Origin of the sequence: Nocardia rosealba, assembly GCF_020216065.1 — a bacterium.
In the GTDB taxonomy this organism is placed as follows: Bacteria; Actinomycetota; Actinomycetes; order Mycobacteriales; family Mycobacteriaceae; genus Nocardia; species Nocardia rosealba.
This window is the reverse complement of record NZ_JAIWNA010000001.1, coordinates 770,743-789,974: the sequence shown is the minus strand read 5'-3', so window position 1 is coordinate 789,974 and position 19,232 is coordinate 770,743. Positions and strand designations below refer to the sequence as shown.

General features: G+C 68.5%; 20 protein-coding genes. 8 read left to right on the top strand and 12 right to left on the bottom strand.

The window, feature by feature from the left end; all coding sequences use genetic code 11:
- Nucleotides 1-5 precede the first annotated feature (5 nt).
- The 3 genes from mshB to typA form a co-directional block, all read right to left on the bottom strand.
- Complete coding sequence (gene mshB, locus LDL21_RS03535) at nucleotides 6-893, bottom strand: N-acetyl-1-D-myo-inositol-2-amino-2-deoxy-alpha-D-glucopyranoside deacetylase (RefSeq protein WP_225278768.1); 888 nt, start codon at nucleotides 891-893, stop codon at nucleotides 6-8.
- On the bottom strand, nucleotides 890-2,611 hold the full coding sequence (locus LDL21_RS03530) for an ABC transporter family substrate-binding protein (RefSeq protein WP_181696772.1): 1,722 nt from the start codon (nucleotides 2,609-2,611) through the stop codon (nucleotides 890-892). The genes mshB and LDL21_RS03530 overlap by 4 nt, the downstream gene beginning before the upstream one ends.
- Nucleotides 2,612-2,863: 252 nt before the next feature.
- The gene (gene typA / locus LDL21_RS03525) at nucleotides 2,864-4,768 is read right to left on the bottom strand and encodes a translational GTPase TypA (RefSeq protein WP_181696558.1); all 1,905 of its coding nucleotides are present in this window, start codon (nucleotides 4,766-4,768) and stop codon (nucleotides 2,864-2,866) included.
- A 124-nt stretch (nucleotides 4,769-4,892) separates the two neighbouring features.
- Between typA and LDL21_RS03520 the strand changes: the two genes are divergently transcribed.
- Nucleotides 4,893-5,069 carry a hypothetical protein gene (locus LDL21_RS03520; RefSeq protein ID WP_181696559.1) on the top strand — a complete coding sequence of 59 codons (177 nt, stop codon included), beginning with the start codon at nucleotides 4,893-4,895 and terminating at the stop codon, nucleotides 5,067-5,069.
- Between the two features lie 53 nt (nucleotides 5,070-5,122).
- Nucleotides 5,123-5,413: a 4a-hydroxytetrahydrobiopterin dehydratase gene (locus tag LDL21_RS03515; protein WP_181696560.1), complete on the top strand. Its 291-nt coding sequence runs from the start codon at nucleotides 5,123-5,125 to the stop codon at nucleotides 5,411-5,413.
- A 1-nt stretch (nucleotide 5,414) separates the two neighbouring features.
- Here LDL21_RS03515 and LDL21_RS03510 read toward each other — a convergent pair whose 3' ends face one another.
- On the bottom strand, nucleotides 5,415-6,632 hold the full coding sequence (locus LDL21_RS03510) for a mannosyltransferase (protein WP_181696561.1): 1,218 nt from the start codon (nucleotides 6,630-6,632) through the stop codon (nucleotides 5,415-5,417).
- Nucleotides 6,633-7,023: 391 nt separating this feature from the next.
- Here LDL21_RS03510 and LDL21_RS03505 point away from each other — a divergent pair, with 391 nt between their 5' ends.
- Entirely contained in the window at nucleotides 7,024-7,797 is a 774-nt protein-coding gene (locus LDL21_RS03505; RefSeq protein ID WP_067485726.1) for an Rv1157c family protein, read from the top strand.
- Nucleotides 7,798-7,862: 65 nt separating this feature from the next.
- Here the strand turns inward: LDL21_RS03505 and LDL21_RS03500 are convergent, their stop codons facing one another.
- The 3 genes from LDL21_RS03500 to LDL21_RS03490 form a co-directional block, all read right to left on the bottom strand.
- On the bottom strand, nucleotides 7,863-8,573 hold the full coding sequence (locus LDL21_RS03500; RefSeq protein WP_181696562.1) for a DUF1906 domain-containing protein: 711 nt from the start codon (nucleotides 8,571-8,573) through the stop codon (nucleotides 7,863-7,865).
- A 156-nt stretch (nucleotides 8,574-8,729) separates the two neighbouring features.
- Nucleotides 8,730-9,878: a hypothetical protein gene (locus LDL21_RS03495; RefSeq protein ID WP_225278767.1), complete on the bottom strand. Its 1,149-nt coding sequence runs from the start codon at nucleotides 9,876-9,878 to the stop codon at nucleotides 8,730-8,732.
- A 187-nt stretch (nucleotides 9,879-10,065) separates the two neighbouring features.
- A complete protein-coding gene (locus LDL21_RS03490; protein WP_225278766.1) occupies nucleotides 10,066-10,650 on the bottom strand; it encodes a CHAP domain-containing protein in 585 nt (194 codons plus the stop codon).
- A gap of 317 nt (nucleotides 10,651-10,967) precedes the next feature.
- On the opposite strand from LDL21_RS03490, the gene LDL21_RS03485 reads away from it, so the two are divergent.
- Both LDL21_RS03485 and LDL21_RS03480 read left to right on the top strand, forming a co-directional pair.
- Nucleotides 10,968-11,759: a helix-turn-helix domain-containing protein gene (locus tag LDL21_RS03485; RefSeq protein WP_220139010.1), complete on the top strand. Its 792-nt coding sequence runs from the start codon at nucleotides 10,968-10,970 to the stop codon at nucleotides 11,757-11,759.
- Nucleotides 11,760-11,781: 22 nt separating this feature from the next.
- Entirely contained in the window at nucleotides 11,782-12,105 is a 324-nt protein-coding gene (locus tag LDL21_RS03480; RefSeq protein ID WP_181696564.1) for a hypothetical protein, read from the top strand.
- A 5-nt stretch (nucleotides 12,106-12,110) separates the two neighbouring features.
- On the opposite strand, the gene LDL21_RS03475 is transcribed toward LDL21_RS03480, so the two are convergent.
- Both LDL21_RS03475 and LDL21_RS03470 read right to left on the bottom strand, forming a co-directional pair.
- Nucleotides 12,111-12,416: a hypothetical protein gene (locus LDL21_RS03475; protein WP_225278765.1), complete on the bottom strand. Its 306-nt coding sequence runs from the start codon at nucleotides 12,414-12,416 to the stop codon at nucleotides 12,111-12,113.
- A 282-nt stretch (nucleotides 12,417-12,698) separates the two neighbouring features.
- Complete coding sequence (locus LDL21_RS03470) at nucleotides 12,699-13,865, bottom strand: DoxX family membrane protein (RefSeq protein ID WP_181696566.1); 1,167 nt, start codon at nucleotides 13,863-13,865, stop codon at nucleotides 12,699-12,701.
- Nucleotides 13,866-13,979: 114 nt separating this feature from the next.
- Here LDL21_RS03470 and LDL21_RS03465 point away from each other — a divergent pair, with 114 nt between their 5' ends.
- Nucleotides 13,980-14,582, top strand: coding sequence for a class I SAM-dependent methyltransferase (locus tag LDL21_RS03465; protein WP_181696567.1), 603 nt, complete (start codon nucleotides 13,980-13,982; stop codon nucleotides 14,580-14,582).
- Between the two features lie 107 nt (nucleotides 14,583-14,689).
- Nucleotides 14,690-15,148 carry a hypothetical protein gene (locus tag LDL21_RS03460; protein ID WP_181696568.1) on the top strand — a complete coding sequence of 153 codons (459 nt, stop codon included), beginning with the start codon at nucleotides 14,690-14,692 and terminating at the stop codon, nucleotides 15,146-15,148.
- Nucleotides 15,149-15,180: 32 nt separating this feature from the next.
- On the opposite strand, the gene LDL21_RS03455 is transcribed toward LDL21_RS03460, so the two are convergent.
- Nucleotides 15,181-15,381 carry a DUF1737 domain-containing protein gene (locus LDL21_RS03455; protein ID WP_225278764.1) on the bottom strand — a complete coding sequence of 67 codons (201 nt, stop codon included), beginning with the start codon at nucleotides 15,379-15,381 and terminating at the stop codon, nucleotides 15,181-15,183.
- A gap of 307 nt (nucleotides 15,382-15,688) precedes the next feature.
- Here LDL21_RS03455 and LDL21_RS03450 point away from each other — a divergent pair, with 307 nt between their 5' ends.
- Nucleotides 15,689-16,870 (top strand): Cmx/CmrA family chloramphenicol efflux MFS transporter, encoded by a 1,182-nt coding sequence (locus tag LDL21_RS03450; protein WP_225278763.1) that lies wholly within the window; start codon nucleotides 15,689-15,691, stop codon nucleotides 16,868-16,870.
- 86 nt (nucleotides 16,871-16,956) lie between these two features.
- Here LDL21_RS03450 and ychF read toward each other — a convergent pair whose 3' ends face one another.
- Nucleotides 16,957-18,036: a redox-regulated ATPase YchF gene (gene ychF, locus LDL21_RS03445; RefSeq protein ID WP_181696570.1), complete on the bottom strand. Its 1,080-nt coding sequence runs from the start codon at nucleotides 18,034-18,036 to the stop codon at nucleotides 16,957-16,959.
- A gap of 173 nt (nucleotides 18,037-18,209) precedes the next feature.
- Entirely contained in the window at nucleotides 18,210-19,121 is a 912-nt protein-coding gene (locus LDL21_RS03440) for a quinone oxidoreductase family protein (protein ID WP_225278762.1), read from the bottom strand.
- Nucleotides 19,122-19,232: the final 111 nt, after the last annotated feature.

Below are 19,232 nucleotides of genomic sequence, written 5' to 3'. Positions count from 1 at the left end.
TCGGCTCATTCGAGGCCGGCGAACAGGTCGTGCTCGAACCCGTCGTCGCCGACCGGCCCACGGGTACCACGCACCAGGGTGAAATGTTCCTCCGGCAGCACCGGCAGGGCGATGTTGTTCGACAGCGCGAACTCCCGGCCGCTCGGCGCGAGGGTCACCTGGGTGGCGTGCGCGCGCATGGCCGCACGCTTGGCGGCGAGCACGTCCGACACCTCGACCACGGTGCTCACCCCGGCGGTGGTCGACATCGCCGCCAGCTCCGCCTCCACGGGCAGCCGCCATCCCTCGGGCAGGGCGCCGGGCAGCCCGTCGACGGTGCGGCGGGCGAGAGCGGCGGTGTGCTGGCGCAGCAGGTCGGCGTCGGTGACTGTCCAGTAGAACTTGGGCACGTCGTAGCCCTGTTCCGCGGCCGCGGCCACGGCGGCGGTGGTGACGTGGTGTGCCCGGATGTGGTCGGGATGGCCGTAGCCGCCGCGCGGGTCGTAGGTGACGACCACGCGCGGGCGCAGTTCCAGCAACACCGCCACGAGTTCGTCGACCGCCGCGTCACCGGAGTTCACGAACGCGCGCGGATGCTCGGCCGACGGCGTGCCCGCCATCCCGGAATCACGCCAGCGACCCGGCCCGCCGAGGAAGAGCGGTTCACCCGCGTCGAGCGCGGCGAGGGCGGCGGTGAGTTCGCTGATGCGGTAGCCGCCGAGCTGGTCGGCCTCGTCGGCGACCAGGCGCGCCCAGCGCTCGCCGATGACCTCGCCTTCCTCACCGAGCGTGCAGGTCACCACGGTCACCGGCACACCACGACGGCGGTAGTGCGCGATAGTGCCACCGGTGGTGAGGGTTTCGTCGTCGGGGTGGGCGTGCACCAGGAGCAGGCCACCGGTCTCGCGCGTCATGGGATCCTCCGCCACTGTGCCGTGTCACCGAAGATGCCGACCTGGATGGCGCCCGACAGCGACGCACCGTCCACGCGCGGGCCCGCCGCCGCGACGACGTTGTCCTGCACGATCGGCAGCACCGTCGACAGTTCCCACAGCTTGGGCTCGGCCTCGGCCACGATCCGACCCACCTCGATCCCGCGCAGCGCCTCGTCGATCGACGGCTGCAGGCCCGGATCGCACACTCCACCGACATTGCTCGGCGCCTGCCGGTAGGCCTCGGCCGCCGCGAGCACCGGGCCGTCGGCGCCCGGCGGCTCCACCGGCGGACATCCGTACCGGGAGGCGAGCACGGTCGCCGGATCACCGCCCGCGAGCTCCCACCCGACGATCGCGTCGACCGACGACTCGGTGAGTTCTCGACCGTAGAGTTCGTCGGCGGCGACCCCGCGCACGGTGGCATCGATTCCGGCACTGCGCAATTGGTCGGCGGCGGTATTGGCGACAGCCAGCGCAGCCTCGTCCTCGGCGACCGCGCCGATGCGCACCGACAAACCCTTGCCGTTGCGCGCCACCGAACGTGGTTGCGGTGCGGGCGAAGTGGGCGAACTCGTCTGCGGTGTCTCCGGGGCCCGCCCGAAACCGGCCTCGGCCAACAGGGCGAACGCCTCGTCGGCGCTGAGCCGGGGCGGGGCGGTCGGCAGATAACCGGGGCTCGACGGTGGAAGTACTTGGGCGCGAGCGGGTTCCACCCAGCCACCGCTCTGCGCCCCGACGGTGGCGAGCAGGGCAGGATCGAGCAGGGCGAGCAGCGCTTTGCGCACGCGCACGTCGACCAGGTCGCCGGAGCGGCCGTTGAGAGTGAGCTGCAGTTCCCGCGCCTGCGGCATGATCGTCGTGCGCACCGACGGGATGGCCGCGAGCTGCGCCTGGGTGGCGACACCGCCGTGCACCAGCGCCATCTGCGCGTCACCGGTGCGCAGGGATTCGGCGAGCTGGGAGGGAGATCCGCCGCGGCGCAACAGGATCTGGTCCGGTGCGGCCGGAGTACCCCAGAACCGGTCGTTGCGTTCGAGCAGGATCTCGTCGCGCCCGCGATCCACGGACTTGATCGTGAAGTTGCCGCCCGACACCGGGATCCGGTCGACGAGTCCGCTGGTGAATCCGCCCGGGGAGTCCTTCACCAGATGCGAGGGCAGCAGGTTCGCGAACAGCTCACGCCATGCCGGGTACGGCTGGGTCAGCGTCACCGTGACCGTTTTGCCCCCACCGGAGGACGCCACGTCGGAGATCAGCCGGTACCCCGCCGGATCGACCACACCGGGCTGAGAGATCATCTGCTGCCACAGGAACCGGAAGTCCTCGGCGGCGATCGGCGCGCCGTCGGACCAATTCGCCTGATTACGCAGGGTATAGGTGATGGTGAACGGTTCTTGCGAGGTCACATCGGCCGACACGATCAGCGCCGAGTCGGGCACGAAATCCACCACGCCGGGGTGCGCGGGATTGGGCACCGGCCGGAACGGGCTCGGCAACACCATCGAGCTCACCGCGTTGGTCGCGGGCGACTGGTCCGAACGCAGATGCGGGTTGAATCCGATCCCGATGTCGTCGATCGCGACGACAACGGTGTTCTTGCCCGGCTTGGCCTGGGTGGTCTTGGGTGAGTCGGTGCTCTCGATCGGTGGCGGTGGATTCGCGGTGCACCCGGCCACGACCACCGTCGAGGCGATCATCGCCAGCACCGACACGCGCCACTTTGCGCACCACCCCGGACTCACCACGCCCCGCACTCTACGGGATTGCGCTTCGGTCGGCGCCGCCGGATTCGAGCACGAAAAAGGCGGTTGGACGGTACTGAGTACCATCCAACCGCCTTGGGTTCGGGCCGTCCCTCGCCTCTGGACTGACCGGAGGGTGCGACGAAGGAGTGCCCGGAGGGAGGGAAGAGGTGAGGGTTCAGGCCCGAACCCCGCGGCGCCAGCCGCTTATGATCCTGCGGCGGCCTTGTCGCGGGCTTTGCGGCGCGACAGGTCACGCGCCCGCTCGTTGGCGCCGAGCACGACCTTGCGCACGCGGACAACCTCGGGGGTGACCTCCACGCACTCGTCGCCGGCACAGAACTCCATCGCCAGCTCGAGGTCGAGTTGCAGGGGCTTGGCCATGGTCTCGAAGGTGTCCGCGGTCGCGCTGCGCATGTTGGTCAGCTTCTTCTCGCGGGTCACGTTGATATCGAGATCCTCGGCACGCGGGTTGATACCGACGACCATGCCCTCATAGGTGTCCGCACCCGGCTCGACGAAGAACTGACCACGATCGGCCAGCTGGATCATCGCGAACGGGGTGACGGTGCCCGCGCGGTCCGACACCAGCGAACCGGTGTGGCGAGCGCGGATCTCACCGGCCCACGGGGCGTACCCGTGGGACACGGCGTTGGCGATGCCGGTGCCGCGGGTCTCGGTGAGGAACACCGTGCGGAAGCCGATCAGGCCACGCGAGGGGACGATGAACTCCATGCGCACCCAACCGGCGGCATGGTTGCTCATCTGCACCATCTTGCCCTTGCGGGCGGCCAGCAGCTGGGTGATGGCGCCCAGGTACTCGTCGGGGCAGTCGATGGTCAGCTCTTCGAACGGCTCGTGGGTCTTGCCGTCCACCTGCTTGGTGACCACCTGCGGCTTGCCGACGGTGAGCTCGAAGCCCTCGCGGCGCATCTGCTCGACCAGGATGGCCAGCGCCAGCTCACCACGGCCCTGCACCTCCCAGGCGTCGGGACGGCCGATGTCGAGCACGCGCAGCGACACGTTGCCGATCAGTTCCTGATCCAGGCGCGCCTTCACCATGCGGGCGGTGAGCTTGTGGCCCTGCACCCGGCCGACCAGCGGCGAGGTGTTGGTGCCGATGACCACCGAGATGGCCGGCTCGTCGACCGAGATGCGCGGCAGCGCGACCGGGTTCTCCACGTCGGCGAGGGTGTCGCCGATCATGATGTCGGGGATGCCTGCGATGGCGACGATGTCACCGGCCTCGGCGACCTCGCCCGGCTGACGCTCGACACCGACGGTCTGCAGCAGCTCGGTGATCTTGACGGTCTTGACGCCGTCGGCGTTGATCCAGGCCACGTTCTGGCCCTTACGCAGCTCACCGCTGTAGATGCGGACCAGCGCGAGACGGCCGAGGAAGGCCGACGCGTCGAGGTTGGTGACGTGCGCCTGCAGCGGCGCGTCCTTGTTGCTCTTGGGCGCCGGGATGTATTCCAGCAGCACGTCGAACAGGGCGTCGAGGTTCTCGGCGGCGGGAGCGGAACCGTTCTCCGGCTGCTCCTTGGACGCCTTGCCCTCACGGCCCGAGGCGTACAGGACCGGCAGGTCCAGCGCCAGCTCGGCGGCTTCGGCGGCCTCGTCGTCGAGGTCGGAAGCCAGGTCGAGCAGCAGATCGTGCGACTCCTCGACGACCTCGGCGATACGGGCGTCGGGCCGGTCGGTCTTGTTGACGACCAGGATCACCGGCAGCTTGGCCGCGAGCGCCTTGCGCAGCACGAACCGGGTCTGCGGGAGCGGGCCCTCGGACGCGTCGACGAGCAGGACGACACCGTCGACCATGGAAAGGCCACGTTCGACCTCACCACCGAAGTCGGCGTGGCCCGGGGTATCGATGACATTGATGACGGTGACGGAACCGTCGGGGTGGTGCCGGTGGACGGCGGTGTTCTTCGCGAGAATGGTGATGCCCTTCTCGCGCTCGAGGTCACCGGAGTCCATGACTCGGTCGACCAGTTCGGCCCGCTCAGCGAACGCGCCCGACTGACGAAGCATGGCGTCGACCAGGGTCGTCTTGCCGTGGTCGACGTGGGCCACGATGGCGACGTTGCGGAAATCGCGTGTAGACGACACGCCTGGATCCTCCTGCTGTTGATGTATTTGGCACGCATGAATCTTGCTCGCGGCCTGTTCCAGACTACCGGTACCGAAGTGGCAGGCACGTGTCAGCCTTTGTACTTAGGGTAAGCTAACCCGCGTGGGCAAGGTAAAGGCGAAGAAGGTTTCCAGCCTCAAGCCGAAGAAAAAGTGCTGCAGAAAGAAGACGCGCTGCTTCAAATGCCCCGTCGTCATCATGCGTATGAAGAAGGCCGAAGCCGCCGGTGTGTGCGGTAAAGATCTCAAAAAGGCCCTGAAACAGGCGCGCGCCGCCTGAGCATCCGACGACGGGCGATGCGCCGCGCCCCGATGAGGCGTAGAACTGCACTTATGGGTACTCCGCTGCTCTCCGACCCCGAGATCACCATCGCCCTGGCCACACTGCCGGACTGGTCGCGCGACGGCGACGCCATCACCCGGACGGTGAAAGCCCCGAGCTTCCTCGACGGAATCGAACTGGTCCGCAGGGTCGCCACCGCGGCCGAGCAGGCCGATCATCATCCCGACATCGATATCCGTTGGCGCACAATCCGTTTCACGCTCAGCACGCATTCCGCGGGCGGGCTCACCGGGCAGGACACGGCGATGGCGCACGTCATCGACGACCTGGTCGGGGGCTGAGTCAGCCCGCCGGAACCTCCACCGCGCGACGGCCACGCACCTGCGCGGCGAGCGTGTCGCGCCCGTGCCACACCAGCCAGCCGAGCAGCACGAACACCCCGATCACATCCACCGCGCCGAGCCAGGCCAGCACCCACGGACGCGGGATCTCCCAGATCGTCGGCTGCGCGAACGACAGCACCCACGGCACGCCGACCAGCATCGTCAGCACCCAGAACGCGGCCAGCACGCGCGCCATGCGCTCGGCCTTCAGCGGGCCGTAGAGCAGCCACAACACAGTGGGGATCAGCCACACCCAGTGGTGCGACCAGGAGATCGGCGAGATCATCAGGCCGAACAGTTGCACCAGCACCAGGGTGCCGAGCCGGTCGTCGGGGCCGAGGGTGCGCCAGGCCAGGAACGCCAGCACGGCGGTGAGCAGCACACCGGCGATCCACCACGGGCCCGAACCGACGTCGTAGCCGAGGATGCGGCTCAGCGCGCCGCGCAACGACTGATTCCAGACCGAACCCACCGGGCCGATCCGGTCGGCGTCACCGAGCAGCGTGCCGAAATAGCGCTCGGCTTCATGGGCATTGATGAGAAAACTCACAGCAACCGTCAGCCCGAACGCCGCCGCCGACCACACCACGGTCGCCCACCGGCGGCGAGCGACGAAATAGAGGCCGGTGATCGCAGGCGTCAATTTGATCCCCGCGATCACACCGACGAGCCCACCGGAGACCCACCACCGGGAACTGCGCACCGCGAGCATCGCCCCGAACACCAGGAACACATTCACCTGGCCATAGTCGATGGTCGTGCGCACCGGCTCGAGCCACACACCCAGCGCGGTCCAGCCGACCGCGGCGGTGACCCACGTCGTTTCCCGCGCGGTCTTCTTACCGAGCAACAGTTCGAAACTGATCGCGATCACGCCGTAGAGCGCGGCGACGGTCGCCAGCATCCAGCCCACCGCGACCACCGAAAACGGCAGGTAGTGCAGAGGGAAGAAGACCAGCGCGGCGAACGGCGGATACGTGAACGGCAGCGGGAAGTCGGGCGTCTTCTCCGCGTAGGTGAAGTCGTAGAGACGATCGGTGAGCAGCGAGGCCGAACCATCGACGTACACATGCAGGTCGACGACGTTGAGCCCGTTGGGCGCGAACAGCATCCAGGCCAGCCGGGCGAGCACGGACAATCCGAGCAGCGCGAGAGCCCATCGGAGGTGTCGGTTCAAGGCCGTGCTTTCGGTCGTATGAAATGGCGCGTACGCGGTGCCAGATCACAATAGTTTGGCGGCTGGCGCCGCGGGTTTTCGGCCCTGGCGGGCCTCGATTCTTCACTCCTCCGCTCAGTCGCCTCGCTCCTTCGCTCCGTCGCTCCGGAATCGAGGCGGGCCGAAAACCAAGGATCCAGTTTTCGCTGCGCGACACTGCTGGTCACAGTTGCATCAACGTCCCCACGGGTAACACCTTGCAGGGCTAGCTTCGATGCAGAGTATTTTCGGCCGGGATGCCTTCACGGGCCCGGCGGCTGTACAACACGGCAGCGTTGTCCTTAGAGTGACCCCGTCATGGGGACCGACAACCCTCGCCCATCGCAACACCGAGGTAAGGACGGCTGGACAAGTGCTTCGTAGCCGAGCATCGCGGATCGCAACGACCGCTCTCGCCCTCGCGGCAGGCGCCATGCTCGCCGTGCCCGCGTCGACAACGGCCGCGCCCGCCGCACAGGCGGCCCCGGTCAGCGTGCCGATGGTGCCCGAGGGCGTCCCGGTCGACGCGCTCGCCGCTTTCGCGCCCGCTGTGACCGGACTGATCGCCGGTCCCGCCGATGTCGCGAGCCCGCAGACCGCCCTGCTCGATCAGGCGCGGGTCCTGCTGGCGACCATGAATCTGCCGCCCGCCATCAAGGCGACGCTGGAGCGGATCATCACCTTCCTCGACGGCAGCGGCGGTGGTGGCCCCGACATCCCCGAGAACGGCCCGGTCATCGCGCAGTTCCTGTACCCGACCATCGGCAAGGCGTGCATCGGTGACGGCGCCGACTCGGTCGGCACCGCGCTCGCGGTCCCCGGCCCGGCCCAGCTGCCCCCGCCCGGCCCCGCCGCCGGACAGGCCGGTTTCGTGTTCACCGCGCTCGGCACCAAGGCGCCGACCGCCGAACAGAACCCGCCGATGACGGTGCAGTGGCTCAACCTCGACACCCGTCAGTCGGGCGTGCAGACGCTCACCGACGAGGCGAAGATCAACCCCGGTGGGCCCGCCACGCTGTCGACCATCGCCAACACCGGTCACGGCCGGGTGGTCGCGGTGATCTCCGGCTCGCTGACCACCGCCGCCGAGGGCGCCGCCCCGCGCACCTGCAACTTCATGCCGACCCTCGGATTCTTCACCGTGTAGGTAGGCAGAACTCGAGCCCGGTCCCGTTCTCACGAACGGTGCCGGGCTCGAGTTGTTTCAGGGGGTCACCACTGGCCGTAGTCCGAGGCCAGCACGGTGTTCACGTCGACGCCGACGCCGTCGATGGCGCGCTTGTCGATCTCGAACTGGTGCAGGTGGGCGTTGTCGTGCACGAAACCTCTCGGGGTGCCCCAATTGTGCTGCCAGAACCAGGAACCGAGGCCCGCGGCGAGGGCGCGGTCGATCGTCGGTGTGTTGGCGTAGATGCCGACGAGGTCGGGGCCGAGCACCGACTGCCAGCCCTCGATATAGGGCGCGATCATCTCGTCGAACTCCTGCTCGGAGGGGTTGTCGTCGATGGAGGCGTAGATCGGGGCGGTGTCGGGTCCGCCTGCGGCGGTGTGCAGTTCCCAGCCGCGTTCGGCGTGCTGCTTGCCGGCTTCGAGGCCACCACGCCAGTCGGCGGTCGGGCCCTTGCCGAACTGGTAGTTCGACACGATCGACAACCCGTGCGCCCATAGGTCTTCCACTTCGCCGGGCAGCAGCGGTTTGCCCTCCATCCACTCGGCGCCCGGCCTGCGGTCGGAGACGTAGCGGATCACGCCGATGTGGCCCGCGGCCTTGATCGCCTCGGCCGAGGGGACACCGGCCGCGTAGTCGACCAGGGTGCCGTAGGACTGTGCCGCGGCAGGCGTGGCAGCCAGTCCGAGGCCGAGAGTTGTCGCGGCGGCGGCGAATCCGAAGAACTCACGCCGGGTGACCGAACCAGAACGCATCACAGGACTCCTTCGCGCAACCCGACCACAACCGGCAAGCGAGCCCGGCGCGTCAACCCCGTACGCGCCGGGAGCCTAGAACGTGCGACTCATTTCACCACAGCTCACACCGGCACCGCTAGACCCAGTAATCACAGCAGCACCATCGGTCACAGGTCAGGTGGCGCCGTCGATGGCGGCGCCGACGTCGATGGTCCGGCCCGTCGGATCGGCGAGCTCGGTACTCACCACGGCGACGACCTGGGCCATCACCTGTTTTTTGATGCCTGCCAGGCGGGCGAGCGTCGCCGCGCGCAAACCCTTGGCGGTGAACTCCATCGAAATGTCCTCGATGGCGGGCGGCGGCACCTCGATCACGATCTGCAAGGGTTCGGCGGCGCGCGCCGTGAGGACGAGGGGGATCTCGAGGTCGGCGCGGTAGTGGTTGGCTTTGAGCACGTCGACGGTGATGTCGAGGCCGACCGGCAGGGTCATGTCGAACACCCGCAGCTCGCCGGGTACGGCCGCGCCGCGCTCGACCACTCGCGGCTGCTCGATCGCGCCGCGTACGGTCACCGTCGCCGCGCCGCGCGGGCCCTCCGACAGTGGTCCGATCGCGATCTCACCGCCCGCCATCTGGGCGACCACGCTGTGCACGCGGTCGCGGGTGACGATCTGGGTGAAGAAGCGCAGACCGAATTCGCGGTGGTCGATCCAGTCGAACACGGTGTCGTTGCGGTGCGGGGAGCGATAACCGTCGAGGATCGCCTCGATGTCGAACACGCGCTCGGCTCGCGCCTTGGGATCGCTGATGATGGCGTTGACCCGGCCCGCGACCTCGCGCTGAACGAGGCCCGCGATGGGGTCGAGCAGCATTTCCCAGGCGGTGTCGATGGCCTCGGCACGCAGCGTGAAACTCACGTCCTTGGCCGTCACTGTGCCGACGTCCATGACGAGGAGCAGCGGTGCGGCAGTGCGGGCGTGCAGGGTGAGGGCGATCTCGACGACGGCGGCCACACCGAGTTTGCGGCCGCCGAGAATCAGGTTCACCGCGAGTTTGAGGGGGACCTTCACGCCGAAGGTGAGCGCGTCGCCGGGATTGCGGGTGACCACCGGGGTGCCGAGGGTGCCTTCGGCGGCGAAGCCGGCCAGTCCCGCCGGGCCGAGGGAGAAGGGGCCGATCTGCACACCACGCCCGGTCATGCCCGCGACGGCCGCGGCGATCCGGTCCTCGGTCACCGCGTACCTGACGAATCGCTCGCCGAAATCGGCGTACTCGATCCGCTTCGGGTCACGAGGTGCTTCTCCGGTCACCTTCACACGCACATCGAACACGGTACGTGATCGGAGTGCGCGGCCCGGTGTCGGCGCAACTCCCCCGTCCTGCCGATGAGGGGGAAGCAGGACGGAGGGGTCGGCTGCGGCGCTGCCGGGCGCCGCGTGGTCCATCGTACGTGCACCGGCCCGGTCGTGCCGCGTCGGTGGGGTCGGTTACCTTGCGCGACAGTAACTTTCAGAATCGCCCGTACCCCACGAGGTCGGGCGTTTCGCTCACCTCGATGGTGCGGATCCGGATGGTGCCCATCTCGTTGCCGCCGATGGTGGTGATCGTGTCGCCCTCGGCCTTCAACACGATGTTGGTGTGCTGACCGAGCGGGCTGTCGGGACCGTAGAGCACCACGTCGCCGGTGCGCGGCCGGTAACCCACGTCGGGACGGGTGAACCGGCCGACGGTCTCGTAGTACTCCTGCAGCGTGTACACCCCGGGGATGCGCCAGGAACCGGAGTTCGGGTTGCTCAGGGGCCTGCCCGCCTCGCGCATGGTCCAGCTGACGAAGTCGGCGCACCACGCCTCCTTCACGCCCTCGGCGTACTTCGGTCCGTCACCGGGCTTCTCGTATTCGCGGCGCAACACGTCGACCAGCGCGATCTGCTGTTCGTCGAGGTGTTCGCTGTCGAGGGCCGGGAACGGCTCACCCCAGTCGTGCTGCCACCACACCAGCCCGGCGACCAGCACCGCCGTGGCCGCGAGCACGCCGGAAATACCGAGGATCCATCTGGAACCGCGCCCGGTCCCCTTGCTCTGCAGCTGCGTCATCGCCCCCCGCTTTCATCGGTCTCTGCTTCATTAGACGAATCGCGAGGGCCGGCGGTTCCCTGGATACGGAAGAATCTCGCAGCGTGGTCCCGGAGCGGACGCGGATCGTGATCACCGGGTGGACCCCTGCGCCACCCGGGTATCGACGCCTCGACAGGCGACGGCGCTCTCGGCGCGCGCGACAACCACGCGTGCCGTCCCCTCCGGCGACCGTTCCGCTCCGGAACTACTGATAGTCGGCCCGGCGCTGCCCCGCCCGGCTGCGAGAATTTTCGCGAACACCCGTACGGTCGGTCAAGCTAGACGACTGTCCCAGTTTGTCCCACCGCACGAAAGAGGACCGCGACGTGGAAGACCCGCACCTACCGATCGCCAGGTACCTGCGCGAACGTCGCGAGGCGGCAGGCCTCACCCGCGTCGCACTCAGCGCGCAGGCGGGCATCTCCCCCGCCCTGATCCAGAAGATCGAGCAGGGTTCGCGCACACCGACTCTGGAGGCGCTCACCGCACTGTTCGACGCACTCGACGTGCCGGCACTTTTCCGTGATCACCTGGTGTCGCTGTCGCTGGCCGACCGCTACGGCAGCCCGGCGGCCGACATCCCGAGCGACATCCCCACCGCCGATCTCGTGCTGCTCAACTCGATCTCGTATCCCGCCAGCCTGCAGATGTACACGACCTACGATGTGGTCGCCACGAATTCGGCCTGGACACGGTACTTTCCCGGCCTCGACACCAGCACCACGCTGCTGGAATGGATGCTGCTCGACCCGCGGTCACGCGAGGTGATGCTCGACTGGGACAAGCAGGTTCACCTGTGCGTCTACGGATTCCGGGTGATGAGCCCCGGCGTCGTGCCCAAGGAGCGGATCGACCGGCTCTTCGCGGCATGCGCGGTCGCCGAGGAATGGGAACGGTTCTGGACCACCGAGCCCGACGTGCCCTCCCACCTCGACCGGCCCGTGCAGCGTATCCGGCACCCGGAGACCGGCGCCGCCGTAGCGATGACCATGCAGGTGCACGACTCGATCGTGCCCCGGCGGGAATGGTCGCTCGTCACCTTCTGCCCGCTTCTCGACGGCTCCAGCCGAGACGCCGCAAACCAGTAGCTGCTCGAGTTAAGCTGCGGCCGTGGCCACGCAACGGACAGCGCGCCCCGGCTGGTTGGCCTGGGACAACTACTTCGTCGGCGTCGTCGGGCTCGTACTCGGACTGTGCTTCGGTACGTGCGCGGCGCTGATCGCCGGGCCCGGCCGCAACCTCGCCGCGATCATCCTGGTCGTCCTCGCGGCCCTGTGCGTGCTGCCCGCCTTGTTGCGCGCGCTCGCCGAACTCAGCGTGTGGGTGCGGCTCGCGGTGCTCGCGATCGGTTTCGCGCTGCTGCTACCCGCGATCCTGGTGAGTCCCGATGTGCGCGACTGGGCCGCCGAGCGCTGGGAAAAGGCCTGGAAGTAGGTGTCCTACCGCAGGTTTCCCTGCGGCAGCGACAGCAGGAACCGCAGGGTGTTGTTCAGGAACTGCGACGACTGCCAGGCGAAGTAACCGCCCGCGGCACCGGTATCCGAGGAGCCCGCCGCCGAACCCGTCGCCAGCTGCGCCGAACCGGTGGCCGACCCGGTCGCCAGATCCGCCGACCCACTCGCCGAACCCGAGCCGGGTAGCGCGGCCGCCTGGCCCGCCGAAGCGAGCACCCCGATCGTCACCGCCGCCGCGACCAACGCGACTCGAACGGCATACGGCTTGGACGTTTCACGACCGGACAACATCTGATGAATCCCACTCTCCGAAAACAACTGCGAAAGCCCAGTATTCACACCTGAGCGCGGCATCAAACCCGATTCGCCGGGATTACCCGATCTCCCGCGCGAGTTCCATGCTCCGTCATGCGGGGCGGGTCCGACAGACCACGGATATCGGGGCAGATCCTTGTGGGGAGCCCCAAGGGCAGCAGCCCGACACGGCAAACCGCCGCACCGGCTGTGGCGGTGCGGCGGTTTGAGGCTATTCGTGGTCCGGCAGTCGGCCTTTCGGGCGCGTCGATCTATCGGCTACCGGCGGGCCGAACGCTGACGGACGGCGGATGCCGTTGTGGACGTGGTCTTTTCGACGAGGTCGGCGAGATCGGCCGCTGCGGCGGGGAGGCGGCGGTGCTTGCCGTTGGTCAGTTCCGAACCGCGCTCGCGGGCCAGCTCGGCGGCGTACTTGCCCCGAATCTTTGCTTCCTCACCACGTTCGCGAGCGAGCTCGGCAGCGTACTTGCCGCGGACCTTGGCCTCTTCGCCGCGTTCGCGCGCGACCTCAGCCGCCCGCGCGCCGCGTTTCCGCGCAACTTCGGCCGCCTCCGCGCCACGTTCCCGTGCGACCTCGGCCGCCTCCGAACCGCGTTCCCGCGCAACCTCGGCCGCCTGCGAACCACGCTCCCTGGCGATCTCCGCCAGCTGCGCCCCGCGCTCCTTGGCCACCTCGACCAGGTGCGAGCTGCGACCGCGCGCCTCGTCGGCAACCTCCGGCCCACGGTCGCGCGCCACCTCGGCGATGTGCGCGCCGCGTTCGCGGGCGGCTTCGGCGATCTGCGGGCCGCGTTCCCTGGCCAGTTCGGCCAGTTGCTCGCTGCGGGCGCGGGCGAGTTCCGCGAGCTGGGGGCCACGTTCCTTGGCTACCTCGGCCAGTTGCGACCCGCGCGTCTTGGCGGCGTCGAGGACCACAACTCCTTCGTCGCGCACCTGCTCGGCCAGGCTCGGGCTGCGATCCATCAGCTTGTGGGCGGCGCGGCGGCCACGCCAGCCCAGCGACGGTTTGCCCTCGGTGTCGGCCGCCGCGATCATCAGGCCGCCGAGCAGGCCGAGATCCTTGAGGAACCCCGCTCGCTTCACCGCCTTGCGATCGGGGTCGGATTCGGACCAGAAGTCCTGTTCGGTGACGGTGCCCGGGACGACGGTCGCGGCGAGCAGGAAGGCGGCGGGGCGGGGCGCGCGACCGCTCGCCAGCAGCAGACCACCGGCCACCTGCACCATCGCGTTGATCTGCACCATCTTGCCGGGGTCGTCGGGGACCTTGGCTGCCAGCGCGTCGGGCAGGCTGTCGCGCCCCTTGTCGGCAAGGGCGGCGGCCGCCTCGGCACGCGGCTTCGGATTCATCAAACCGTTCACTCCGGTGGCGATGAACGTCGTCCCCAGCAGTGTGCGGGCAATGCGGCGGACAGGCCTGATCGGCATGGTCGGGTCCCTTCGTCTGGCTTGTCGGTTCCTCGCTTCCCGCCTTACCCTGTCCCTCCCCGCACAAACGAACAACAGACCGACCGCCCTGTTTCGCGTTGGTACGGTCGCATCGTGGTTGATGACACCGTCCGCGCGGCATACAGCGACTTGCACGAGCTCTACATCGAGGTCTGCGGCTTTCCCGCCGCCGTCGATCCCGAGGACTCCGCTTTCGTCCTCCGTCACCTCACCGAGGGTCCCGTCCTCGACCTCGGCTGCGGGCCGGGGCATTTCACGCACATCCTCACCGAGGCGGGTGTCGCGGCCGAGGGCCTCGACATGGTCCCCGAATTCATCGAGCATGCCCGCGCGACCTACCCCGGGATTCCGTTCGAGGTCGGTTCGATCCGCGCGGTGGACGCGCCGGACGAATCCGTCGCGGGCCTGCTCTCCTGGTTCTCCCTCATTCATCTGCCGCCGCACGAGATCCCGGCCGTCCTCACCGAATTCCGCCGTGTTCTCCGCCCCGGCGGTCGGCTCGTCGTCGGCTTCTTCACCGGCGAAAGTGCTGTCGAACCGTTTCCGCACAAGGTGACGACCGCGTACCGCTGGCCCGTCGACCGCTTCGCCGAAGCACTCACCTCCGCGGGCTTCACCGAACTCGATCGCCTCACCCCACCTGCTTTCGACGCGTCTCGGCCGTATGGAGCTTTGGCTGTCACACCTAGGTGGTGAACGCGAACCCCCGAGTACAGCGCGCACCACCCTCGGGTCCGTATCTCCGATCGCTCCCACGTCGTTGGATTGACCTACGCCCCGATCCCACCCGTAGGAGCCCCCGGATGCCGATCAAGAAGCTCGCGACGACAACCCTGCTCATCACCGGCTTGGCCGCCCTCACCGCCCTCGCCCCCACCGCGCACGCCACCAACGGCGTCGACGGAGGTATCACCAGCCCCGCCCCGGGCACCGTCACTCTCAGTTGGCAGGTCTACATCCCCTCCGGCAGAACCGCCGCCTGCGACATGTCCGTCGAGAACAGCGCGAATACCACCGGCACCTACCGCGAGTTCGACTACACCGCCATCGGCGGCTCCGCCAATCACCAGGGCCGCTGGGTCAGCAGTTCCTTCCAGACCTCAGCCCCCGCGGGCAGCACCGCCTACGGCAACGTCAACTGCACCTTCCTCGACCCGACCACCGGCCATGCGACCGTCGGATACTGGCAGGGCTCCACCCGGGTCAAACTCCCGGTGAAGACGATCGTCCCGGCGATCCCGCCCGGCGGCGCAGTCGGCTGATCCGGCACGCCATCGCGACCCGCCAGCCGGCGCTACGACCGCAGTGCCGGCGTCGGCTCGTCCCGCGTCCAGATGACAGCCTGAGCCACGACGACGCGCTCCCCGTCATGAGTCGCGGCCGGCCCACCGTGCAACTCGTAGCCCATATCCAGCGCCTCGCTGACCCGCCGACAGAAACTCGAGTCGTCGGGGCCGGTCAGCAGGCGGTAACGAGGCAAGCGTTCGGATTCCACAGCGCCTGTCAACGCCGGCCGTCGAAACGGAATTCCTCGACGTCGTCTTCGGCAGGCCGGCTCGCCGATTGCTAAGGTGGCGGCGTGAATTCCCCGGAGGCGTCAAGACGGTAGCCGCTCGGCCTGTGCCGGGCGGCGCTGTGAGGTCGGTCCCCGCTGGTCGCTGTGCGCCCGGCGGTATTCGCCCATCTCGCGACGCCGGATGATGTCGCTTCTTGCGGACGGGTGACCGATCACCCGCTTCCGCACTCATCCCGGGTGCCGTCGTGGTGATGGTGGCGCCCATGTTTCCGGGGAGTCTTCTCTTATGCCCGTTGTGGTTTTCGTGCTGGCTGTCGCGGTGTTCGCGCAGGGCACATCCGAATTCATGGTGTCGGGATTGCTCGAGCAGATAGCGGGTGACGTGGGAATCTCCCTCGGCGCCGCGGGTCTGCTGACATCGCTGTTCGCGGCAGGCATGGTGCTGGGCGCACCAGTGATGGCGACGGCGGCGGGCCGGTTGCCGGTCAGGTATTCGGTCACCGCGTTCCTGGCGCTGTTTTGTGCCGCCCACGTGGTGGGGGCCGTCGCGACCGGGTTCGGGGTACTGTTGGTGACGCGGGTGGTCGCCGCCGTCGCCAACGCCGGGTTCCTCGCGGTCACCCTGGCCGCGTTGCCGCGCTTGGTCGGCCCGGCGTCGGTCGGCCGAGCGACATCCGTGGTGATCTCAGGAGTGACGGTCGCCTGCATCGCCGGTGTACCCGCGGGCACCCTGCTGGGGCAGGCGTGGGGCTGGCGATCGACGTTCTGGGCTGTTGCCGTGATCAGTGCGGCCACGCTGGTTCCGGTGTGGTTCATGCTCGGTCGCGACGACCGGCAGGACCCGCAGGCGCTGTCGTTGCGTCATGAATGGTCGGTCGTGCGGCTGCCTGCGGTGCGGGTGGCTGTCGTCGCCGGAATCCTTGTCAACGCCGCGACTTTCGCCGGGTTCACCTACCTCGGCACCATCACGAACGACGCCGCCGCGGACGGCCGGTGGGTTCCCTTCGCGCTCGCCTTGTTCGGCCTCGGTTCGTTCGCCGGCGTCACACTCACTGGCCGCTACAGCGACACCCATCGCCGACGGATCATCTCCACCGGAACCGTTGCGCTCCTCGCGGTCTGGCTACTGGCCGCCCTCACCGCGCACCTGCTGATCGGCGTGATGATCATGGCAGTGGTGACCGGCGCGGTCGCGTTCGGCGTGGGATCGACGCTGATCGCCACGATCGTGCGAACCGCCGCCCCCACCGCGCCGCGCATCGCAGGCGCCCTGGCGACCACCGCATTCAATGTCGGCGCGGTCCTCGGCCCGATCACCGCCGGCCTCGTCGTCGACCGCACCACCCGTCCCACGACGGCATGGCTGTGCAGCGCGATCTTCACGAGCGCAGCGGTGGCCGTGGTCCTGGTGGCGCAGCGTCGGCATCAGGCGAACCCGAGCGAGAAGACGCGCGCAAACGCACGCTGATTCAGCGCATCTATCCGAGGCCGGCATCGCCGACCGATGCCGGCCTCCTTGCTCCGGGCTCTTTCAGTCAGCCCAGGCGCAACGGACTACACATTAAAGCGGAATTCCACGACGTCGCCGTCGGCCATGATGTAGTCCTTGCCTTCCATGCGGACCTTGCCTGCGGCTTTGGCGGCGGCCATGGAGCCTGCTTCGACCAGGTCGTCGAAGGCGACGATTTCGGCTTTGATGAAGCCGCGTTCGAAGTCGGTGTGGATGACGCCTGCGGCCTTGGGGGCCGTGTCGCCCTGGTGGATGGTCCAGGCTCGGGCTTCCTTGGGGCCTGCGGTGAGGTAGGTCTGGAGGCCGAGGGTGTGGAAGCCGGCGCGGGCCAGGCCGTGCAGGCCGGGTTCGGTTTGGCCGATGGACTCGAGGAGTTCCATGGCGGATTCGTCGTCGAGTTCGAGGAGTTCGGCTTCGACCTTGGCGTCGAGGAAGACGGCGTCGGCGGGGGCGACGGCGGCCTTCAGCTCGGCGACCTTGGCGTCGTCGGTGAGGACGGATTCGTCGGCGTTGAAGACATAGAGGAACGGCTTGATGGTGAGCAGCGACAGCTCACGCAGCAGCTCGGCGTCGATCTTCTTGCCCGCCGCGAACAGCGTGGTGCCCTCGTTGAGGAAACCCTCGGCCACCTTGGCGGCGTCGAGCAGGGGCTTGCGGTCCTTCTTGACGCGGGCTTCCTTCTCGAGGCGCGGGATGGCCTTCTCGAGGGTCTGCAGGTCGGCGAGGATGAGCTCGGTCTCGATGACCTCGATGTCGGCGGCGGCGTCGACCCGGCCGTCGACGTGGATCACGTCGTCGTCGGCGAACACACGGACCACCTGGCAGATGGCGTCGGCCTCACGGATGTTGGCGAGGAACTTGTTGCCGAGGCCCGCGCCTTCGGAGGCGCCCTTCACGATGCCCGCGATGTCGACGAACGACACGACGGCGGGCACGATCCGCTCGGAGCCGAAGATCTCGGCGAGCTTGTCGAGCCGCTTGTCCGGCAACGGGACCACGCCGACGTTGGGTTCGATGGTCGCGAACGGGTAGTTCGCGGCCAGCACGTCGTTCTTGGTCAGCGCGTTGAACAGGGTCGACTTTCCGACATTGGGCAGGCCGACGATTCCGAGGGTGAGGCTCACAAGGATCAGAGTCTACGGGTCCGCGACGACGACCGGCCCCCGCCCCGGCAGCAGGCGGGCGTCCGGCGCACTCGGCAGACCGAGCCGAATGCTGGACATCCGATCACCACGCTGTGGTGGCGGCAGCCTCCCGGGCTTTGCCGCCGCCGGCGCGTGGTGATCGGGTGACCAGTTCAGGGGACGAGGACGACCTTGCCCAGGTTGATGCGCTGCTCGATGACGGCGTGGGCGGCGGCCGCGTCGTCGAGGGCGAACTCGGCGTGCACGACAGGGTGCAGCAGACCGGACGCGTAGTGCTGCCACACCTCCTGGCGCAGGTCCTCGTAGCGGGCGGGGTCGCGCTGGGCGAGGCGGCCGATGCGGAAACCGGTGAGAGTCTTGCCGCCCGCGAGCAGGTCCTCGGTGTCGATCGCACCGCTGCTGCCATAGGTGACGGCGCGGCCGCCCTCGGCGAGGCCGGTGAGGGTGTTGCCGAGATCGTTGCCGCCGACACCGTCGAGGGCGTAGTCGGCCTGCTTGCCGCAGTGCAGCTGGTCGTAGGTGTACACCTCGTCGGCGCCGAGTTCGCGGACGAAGCCGGCTTTGCTCTCGTCGGAAACCGCGGCGACCACCCAGCTCGCGCCGCGCACACGGGCCAACTGCACCGCGAGGTGGCCGACACCGCCCGCGGCGGCGGTGACCAGCGCGGTCTCACCTTCACGCGGGGCGACGGTGTCGAGCGCGCCGAGGGCGACGAGCCCGCTGCGCATCAGGGCGACGGCGTCGACGGCGGAGGCACCGTCGGGGATCGCGGAGGCCTGGTCGACCGAGAGCAGCACGTATTCGGCGTAGGCATCGGCATCACAGACGCCGACCACGCGGTAGCCGTCGCTGTACCCGTCGACCCCGTCACCGACGGCGACGACCTCACCGGCCACTTCGGCCCGCAACGGCTGCGCCACACTGATCCGCCGGATCGCCGACAGGGTGACCCCGATCGCCTCCACCCGGACCAGCAGCTCACCGGCACCGGGCACCGGCACCTCGGCCGCGACGACCTCGAGCACCTCCGGACCACTGCTGCGCTCGTACTGAACCCGCCGCATGACACCTCCTACAGAATTGGACGAAGGCGCAAGATTAACCGGCTGACCTCGTGTTTCCACACGCCCGGAATCACCGAGTGCGATATCTCACCGCACACGCCGAGATACGGA

Bases quoted from the DNA above. Each gene is read 5' to 3' on its own strand.
- mshB (WP_225278768.1), bottom strand. From the start codon at position 893: ATGACGCGCGAGACCGGTGGCCTGCTCCTGGTGCACGCCCACCCCGAC.
- LDL21_RS03530 (WP_181696772.1), bottom strand. From the start codon at position 2,611: ATGATCGCCTCGACGGTGGTCGTGGCCGGGTGCACCGCGAATCCACCG.
- LDL21_RS03515 (WP_181696560.1), top strand. From the start codon at position 5,123: ATGGGTACTCCGCTGCTCTCCGACCCCGAGATCACCATCGCCCTGGCC.
- LDL21_RS03500 (WP_181696562.1), bottom strand. From the start codon at position 8,573: ATGCGTTCTGGTTCGGTCACCCGGCGTGAGTTCTTCGGATTCGCCGCC.
- LDL21_RS03490 (WP_225278766.1), bottom strand. From the start codon at position 10,650: ATGACGCAGCTGCAGAGCAAGGGGACCGGGCGCGGTTCCAGATGGATC.
- LDL21_RS03475 (WP_225278765.1), bottom strand. From the start codon at position 12,416: ATGTTGTCCGGTCGTGAAACGTCCAAGCCGTATGCCGTTCGAGTCGCG.
- LDL21_RS03470 (WP_181696566.1), bottom strand. From the start codon at position 13,865: ATGCCGATCAGGCCTGTCCGCCGCATTGCCCGCACACTGCTGGGGACG.
- LDL21_RS03460 (WP_181696568.1), top strand. From the start codon at position 14,690: ATGCCGATCAAGAAGCTCGCGACGACAACCCTGCTCATCACCGGCTTG.
- LDL21_RS03450 (WP_225278763.1), top strand. From the start codon at position 15,689: ATGCCCGTTGTGGTTTTCGTGCTGGCTGTCGCGGTGTTCGCGCAGGGC.
- LDL21_RS03440 (WP_225278762.1), bottom strand. From the start codon at position 19,121: ATGCGGCGGGTTCAGTACGAGCGCAGCAGTGGTCCGGAGGTGCTCGAG.